The 6962-nt window shown below is 75.0% G+C and carries 4 protein-coding genes; 2 read left to right on the top strand and 2 right to left on the bottom strand.

The genetic code is table 11. The features are described from left to right. Positions 1 to 3678 (bottom strand): ATP-dependent RNA helicase HrpA (hrpA, locus tag CTKZ_RS04275; RefSeq protein ID WP_124341779.1); only part of this gene is annotated, 3678 nt, incomplete at its 3' end. A 40-nt stretch (positions 3679 to 3718) separates the two neighbouring features. Further along, the gene (locus CTKZ_RS04270; RefSeq protein ID WP_124341778.1) at positions 3719 to 4423 is read right to left on the bottom strand and encodes a DUF1361 domain-containing protein; all 705 of its coding nucleotides are present in this window, start codon (positions 4421 to 4423) and stop codon (positions 3719 to 3721) included. A gap of 273 nt (positions 4424 to 4696) precedes the next feature. Here CTKZ_RS04270 and CTKZ_RS04265 point away from each other — a divergent pair, with 273 nt between their 5' ends. Further along, positions 4697 to 6328 carry an ABC-F family ATP-binding cassette domain-containing protein gene (locus tag CTKZ_RS04265; protein WP_124341777.1) on the top strand — a complete coding sequence of 544 codons (1632 nt, stop codon included), beginning with the start codon at positions 4697 to 4699 and terminating at the stop codon, positions 6326 to 6328. Further along, a complete protein-coding gene (locus CTKZ_RS04260; RefSeq protein WP_124341776.1) occupies positions 6325 to 6876 on the top strand; it encodes an aminoacyl-tRNA deacylase in 552 nt (183 codons plus the stop codon). Before CTKZ_RS04265 ends, CTKZ_RS04260 begins: the two co-directional genes overlap by 4 nt. Positions 6877 to 6962 lie beyond the last annotated feature (86 nt).

The raw sequence follows: 6962 nt of genomic DNA, 5'->3' as shown, positions 1-6962 counted from the left end.
CGTCGGGACCGCGCCCCGGCCGGGACCGGCGCCGGCACCCTGCGCGGCCGCAGCGCCGACCGCCCCGGCGCGTCCGTCATCGCCGGTCTTCCCGCGGCCTCCGGCCGCGCCACCCGACCCGGCCTGCCCTGCAGGACCCGACCCCGCGGCACCCGGCCGGCCGGCGGACGCGCGTGCCTCCTCCATCGCGGCGCGCACCGCGGTCCGGACGGCCGCGTCGACCGCCTCCTGCGTGCGCGACGCGAGCCGCCGCTGCAGGACCAGCAGGTCCTTGCCCTCGTCGACGACGCCCCCGCGGTCCCCGACGACGCGGAACGTCATGCGCAGGTGCGGCGGCAGCTTCTCGTCGTCGAACGCGTCGTCGGGCACGTCGACGTCGCGCACCGCCCGGACGGCCTGCCGGAACAGCTCGCGGAACGACGGTGCCGCGTCGCCGGCGCGGACGGTGTCCTCCCACGACGCGGTGTGCGCGCGCAGCCACGCCTCGACGGACCGCGCGACGTCGGGCGCGGGCACGAGCTGCACGCGCACGGGCTTGGGCAGCGACCGGATGGTCGCGGTGACGAGCTCCTCGCGCAGGCCGGGCACCATCCAGTCGAAGCCGTCGGGGGTCAGCCGGGCCAGGGCCGTGATCGGGACGTGCACTGTCACGCCGTCGGCCTCGGTGCCGGGCTGGAACTGATAGGTCAGCGGCAGGCGCAGGTCGCCCTGCGGCCAGCGCGACGGGAACGCGGACTCGTCGATCGCGTCGGCGTCGTCGGCGACCAGCAGCTCGCGCGTGAACGTCAGCAGGTCCGGGTCGCGTCGGCGGGCGCCCTTCCACCACTGGTCGAAGTGCCGCGCGGACACGACGTCGGACGGGACGCGCTCGTCGTAGAACGCGAACAGGACGTCGTCGTCGACGACCAGGTCGCGGCGCCGGGCCCGCGCTTCCAGCCCTTCGGCCTCGGCGAGCAGCCGCCGGTTCTCGTGGAAGAACTGGTGGTGCGTCGTCCACTCGCCCTGCACGAGCGCGTGCCGCACGAACAGCTCGCGCGCGTGCTCGGGGTCGACCTTGGCGTACAGGACGCGGCGCTGCGCGACGATCGGCACGCCGTACAGCAGGACCTTCTCCGACGCGGTCGCCGCGCCCTGCTTCGACGACCACGCGGGCTCCGAGTAGGTGCGCTTGACGAGGTGCGCGCCGACCTCCTCGGCCCACTCGGGCTGGATGCGTGCCGCGTCGCGCGCCCACAGGCGGGACGTCTCGACGAGCTCGGCGGCCATGACCCACGACGGCGGCCGCTTCGCGAGGCCCGACCCCGGGAAGATCGCGAACCGCGCCCCGCGCGCGCCCAGGTACTCGTTGCGCGCCCGCCGGTCGGGCCGACGCCCGCGCCCGGACTGCTGGCCGCTGCGCGCGGGAGCGGCGACCTCCGTCGCCTCCTGCATGCCGATGTGCGACAGCAGCCCGGACAGCACGCTCACGTGGATGCGGTCGGCGTCCCACTCGAGCCGCAGCGCGCCGCGGGCGGTGTCGTCGGGACCGTGACCTCCGCCGGCGGCGGAGTCATCGCCTCCGGGAGCGGATGTCGAGCCGTCGACCGCGGAGGTCGCCGCCGAAGCGGCCGAGGTCGCACCGGCCGACGACGAGCCCGGACGCAGCGGCGACACGTGGATGCCCAGCGGCTTCGCGAGCTCGCGGAGCTGCGTGACCACGTCCTGCCACTCGCGGATGCGCAGGTAGTTGAGGTGCTCCGACCGGCACCGCCGCCGGAACGCGTTGCCGGACAGCTCGCGCTGCTGCTCGCGCAGGTACTGCCAGAGGTTGAGGTACGCGAGGAGGTCGGACGTCGGGTCGGCGAACCGGCCGTGCAGCTGGTCGGCGCGGTCGCGCTCCTCGGCGGGACGCTCGCGCGGGTCCTGGATCGACAGCGCGGCGGCGATCACCATGACCTCGCGCGCGACGCCCCGCCGGCCGCCCTCGACGATCATGCGCGCGAGCCGCGGGTCCATCGGCAGCTGCGCGAGGGCCCGGCCGGTGTCGGTGAGGCGCGTGACGTTCGAGGTGCGGCCGGACTCGTCGGCGACCGGCACCGTCTCCAGCGCCCCGAGCTCGGTCAGCAGCTGCACGCCGTCGCGCACGGCCCGCACGTCGGGCGGGTCGACGAACGGGAAGTCGGTCACGTCGTCGGGTGACGCAGCGACCCCCACCGCGATCATCTGCAGGATCACCGAGGCGAGCGACGTGCGCAGGATCTCGGGCTCGGTGTACATCGGCCGCGACGCGAAGTCGTCCTGCGAGTACAGCCGGATCGCGATGCCGTCGGCGACGCGCCCGCACCGCCCGGACCGCTGGTTGGCCGACGCCTGCGAGATCGGCTCGATCGGCAGCCGCTGCACCTTCGTCGCCTTCGACCACCGCGAGATGCGCGCGGTACCCGGGTCGACGACGTACCGGACGCCGGGCACGGTGAGCGACGTCTCGGCGACGTTCGTGGAGAGCACGACGCGTCGGGCCGCGTGCTGCTCGAAGACCCGGTGCTGCTCGGCGGCGGACAGGCGCGAGTACAGCGGCAGCAGCTCGACGGCCTGCGGGTGGCGCGGGTCGCTGACGCGCGCGCCGAGCGACGTGCGCAGCGCGTCCTCCGCGTCGCGGATCTCCCGCTCGCCGGACAGGAACACGAGGATGTCGCCCGGCCCCTCGGCGGACAGCTCGTCGACGGCCTCGGTGATCGCGGTCATGAGGTCGCGGTCCTCGGTCGCCTTCGCCCGCGCGCGGCGTCCGGCGTCCTCCGCGGGTGCCTCGACGTCCGGCGACAGGGGGCGGTACCGGATCTCGACGGGGTACGTGCGGCCGCTGACCTCGACGACGGGAGCGGGCACGCCGTCGGGGTGCTCGGGCGTCGGCGGCCCGGCGAAGTGCTGCGCGAAGCGGGCCGAGTCGATCGTCGCCGACGTGATGACGACCTTGAGGTCGGGCCGCTGCGGCAGCAGCCGCGTCAGGTAGCCGAGGATGAAGTCGATGTTGAGCGAGCGCTCGTGCGCCTCGTCGATGATGAGCGTGTCGTACGCCCACAGCATCGGGTCGCGCTGGATCTGCGCGAGCAGGATGCCGTCCGTCATGACCTTGACGAGCGTCTCGTCCGACGACGTGTCCGTGAAGCGCACCTGGTACCCGACGAGCTCGCCGAGCGGCGTGCCGACCTCCTCCGCGATGCGCTCCGCGACCGACCGGGCGGCGATCCGGCGGGGCTGCGTGTGGCCGATCTGCCCGGCCCGTCCGCGACCCAGGTCGAGCGCGATCTTCGGCAGCTGCGTCGTCTTCCCGGAGCCCGTCTCGCCTGCGACGACGACGACCTGGTGGTCGCGGATCGCGGCGGCGATCTCGTCGCGCCGCGCGCTGACCGGCAGGGCCTCCGGGTAGACGATCGGCGGGACGACGACCTGCTCACGGATCGCCGCGGCACGGGCCCGACGGGCCTGCGCGCGCTCGTCGTCGCGTCGCCGGTCGTGCTGGTGGCCGCCGCGCGCACGCTGGCCGGGCTGCCGACCCTCGTCGGGGCGTCGTGCCTCATCGGGCCGTCGTGCCTCGTCAGGACGCCGCGCCTCGTCTGGCCGCCGACCGCGACCACCGCCGCGACCCCCGCGCCGGCGCGGGCCGGACGGGCGCCCGGTCGACGGCTCGCTGGTGGTCACGACGCACGATTCTCCCAGGTGCTCCGCGCAGCCCGCGCGCTCATTGCTCGAGCAGCACCAGCGCCTGGATGACGGGACCCGCGACGGCGACGTACATGACGGCGAAGAACAGCGCGTACAGGAGCGTGAACGCCGTCGCCTGACCCGCCGCGCGCGGCTCGCGCAGGTGCGTGACCGTCCTGCTCACGACCCGCCACGGCCGCGCGACGTCCCAGCTGTTGAGGCGCAGGTGCCGGCCCAGGTACATGCCGAACGACACGAGCAGCAGGACCACCGCGACGAGCACGAGCGTGTCGCCCGCGAGCAGGGACGAGGCGGTGTCGCCGTGCCGCGTGATCGCGAACTCCAGCTGCACCAGCAGCACGTTGAGCACGGTGTTGAGGACGCCGGCCATCGCGAGCGAGATCACGAGCACGACGTCGAACCACATCGGCACCCCGTCGCCGTCGCGCCGGTGGCTGAGGTTGAGCTCGGTGACGAGGTAGCCCGCGTTGGGCAGGAGCAGCAGCCAGACGAGGAGGAGCATGCCGACGAGCGGCAGCACGACGGAGCGCGGCACGCCGACCGGGATCAGGAAGATCAGCGCGTACGACAGCAGCAGGACCAGCAGCGGTGCCGCGGAGAGCCCGAGGTTGAGCAGCATCGGCCGGTACACGCGCGTGCCGAACACCGGGCCGCGGGCCACGACGAGCCCGAGCGCGAGCACGTTCATGAGGAGCACGCCCAGCAGCAGGCTCGCGATCACGGGCGACGTCCGGGGGTGGTCGGCATGCCGCCATGCTCGTGCGTCGCGCCTGGTGAGGCCACCGGACAGGGGTCGGCGTGAGGGGCGCTCGCCGCCGGGGCGCCCGCCCCTCGCGTCGTCGCCCCAGCGCGGGGCGGCGGAAATGGGGTGGCGCGCCCGCGGCCACCCTGCCTACCGTGCCCGGGTGCTGATCTGACCACCGCGCCGAGTCCCTCTCCCGACTCCCGCGCCCGTCGTGCTGCCACGACGCCGGCGCACCCCGGTGGTGATCGCATGAACCCAGTCCTCCGTGCCCGTGCCCTGACCCGTTCCTACGACGGGCGTCCCGTGCTGTCCGGCGTCGACCTCGACGTCGACCCCGGCCACCGCCTCGGCGTCGTCGGGGAGAACGGCATCGGCAAGTCGACGCTGCTGCGCCTGCTCGCGGGCGTCGAGCCGCCCGACAGCGGCGACGTGACCCGCCCCGCCGCGCTCGAGCTGCTCACGCAGGAGCCGACCTTCGCCGCGACGGACACCGTCGCCGACGTCATGGCCGCCGCGCTCGCGGACGTGCGGGCCGTCGAGCAGGCGCTCGAACGGGCGTCGTCGGCGCTCGCGGACGACGTCCCCGGTGCCGACGACGCGTACGCGGCCGCGCTCCTGGCCGCCGAGCTGGCGGGCGTGTGGGACGCCGACCGGCGGGCGGAGCTGGCCCTCGTCGGGCTCGGCCTGGCGGACGTCGAGCCGTCCCGTCCGACGGTGCGCATGTCCGGGGGCCAACGTTCGCGGCTGGCGCTCGCGGCGCTGCTGGTCCGCAGCCCTGCTGCCGTGCTGCTCGACGAGCCGACCAACCACCTCGACGACGCGGCCGCCGAGTACCTCGCGGGTGCCCTGCGGGCGCTGCCCGGCGCGGTGGTGCTGACGAGCCACGACCGCGTGTTCCTCGACGAGACGTGCACCGAGATCCTCGACCTCGACCCGTCGCTCGACGGCCCGACGCGGTACGGCGGCACGTTCACGGACTACCTCGCGGCCAAGCGCGTCGAGCGCGCACGCTGGGAGGAGCGGTGGAAGGACGAGCGCGAGGAGCTGGCGCGGCTGCGGCACTCGGTGCGGGTCACCGCCCGGCAGGTCGGGTACGGCCGCGAGCTCGGCAACAACTTCAAGATGGACTACGACGCGCAGGGCGCGCGCGTCGAGCAGCAGGTGTCGCGGCGGGTCCGCGACGCGCAGCGGCGGCTCGACGAGCTCACGCGCGACCACGTCCGCAAGCCTCCGCCGCCGCTGCGGTTCGCGGTGCCGGCGTCCTGGTCGGGTGCGGCGGGCGGGCTCGTGCTGCAGGTCCGCGACGCCGAGGTGCCGGGGCGGCTCGTCGTCCCGTCGCTGGACCTCGCGGCCGGGACCAAGGTGCTGGTGAGCGGCCCGAACGGTGCGGGGAAGTCCACGCTGCTGCACCTGCTCGCGGGCGACCTCGCCCCGGCACGCGGGTCGGTGCAGCGGGCGCGCGGCGTCGAGGTCGCGCTGCTCGAGCAGGACGTGGGCCTCGCCGACGACGCGCGCACCCCCCGGGCCCTGTTCGACGCGGTGACGGCCGATCTGCCCGCTCCCGTGCGGCTCGTCGACCTCGGGCTCGTCGCGCCGCGCGACGTCGACCGGCCGCTGCGGGAGCTGTCCGTCGGGCAGCGTCGACGCGTCGTGCTCGCGCTGCTCGTCGCCCGGACGCCCGGCGTCCTGCTGCTCGACGAGCCGACCAACCACGTGTCGGTCCGGCTCGCCGACGAGCTCGTCGACGCGCTCGAGGTGTCGCCCGGCGCCGTCGTCGTCGCGACGCACGACCGGTGGCTGCGGCGACGCTGGACGGGGCCGCACCTCGTCGTGCAGGAGGGACGTGCGCGCTGGGCCGACGCCCCTACAGTGGCCGGATGAGCGAGACGGCCGGGTCCGGCGACGTGCAGGAGGCGGCCGCGGGCGCGGCGCGCGAGGTGTTCGAGGCGCGCGAGGTGTCCGACGGTGAGCGGCGCTCGGCGGCGGCGCTCGAGGCGTCCGGCATCGGGTACGCGATCACCCGGCACGGTCCCGTGCGGTCGCTGGCCGAGGCCGCCGCCGCGCGGGGCGTCGAGCCCGCCGCCGTCGTCAAGACGATCGTCGTGCGGCGCGGTGACGACGACTTCCTCTTCGTCCTCGTGCCCGGCGACCGGACCATCTCGTGGCCCAAGCTGCGCGCCCTGCTCGGCGTGAGCCGGCTCTCGATGCCGGACGCGGCGACCGCACGTGACGTCACCGGGTACGAGCGCGGCACGATCACACCGTTCGGGTCCCTGACGGCGTGGCCGGTGGTCGCCGACTCGCGCGTCCCGGACCGGTCGGTGTCGATCGGGGCGGGTGCGCACGGCGTCGCTGCGACAGTCGACGGGACGGACCTGGTGCGCGCGCTCGACGCGACCGTGGCGGACGTCACCGAGCCGGAGGCCTGACCGCGCGTTGACCGGTGCGGGGTGGACTTGTGTCGATCTTTGACCGGTGCTGTACAGGCGTCCGACTCAGCCTTGACCTGACGTGG

This window comes from Cellulomonas algicola, from assembly GCF_003851725.1.
GTDB lineage: Bacteria > Actinomycetota > Actinomycetes > Actinomycetales > Cellulomonadaceae > Cellulomonas > Cellulomonas algicola.
The sequence above is the reverse complement of the archived record's forward strand: the minus strand, read 5'-3'. Positions and strand labels throughout refer to the sequence as shown.

What these genes read in the sequence shown, in the direction of transcription:
- CTKZ_RS04265 (WP_124341777.1), top strand. Translation starts at nt 4,697, where the DNA reads ATGAACCCAGTCCTCCGTGCCCGTGCCCTGACCCGTTCCTACGACGGG.
- CTKZ_RS04260 (WP_124341776.1), top strand. Translation starts at nt 6,325, where the DNA reads ATGAGCGAGACGGCCGGGTCCGGCGACGTGCAGGAGGCGGCCGCGGGC.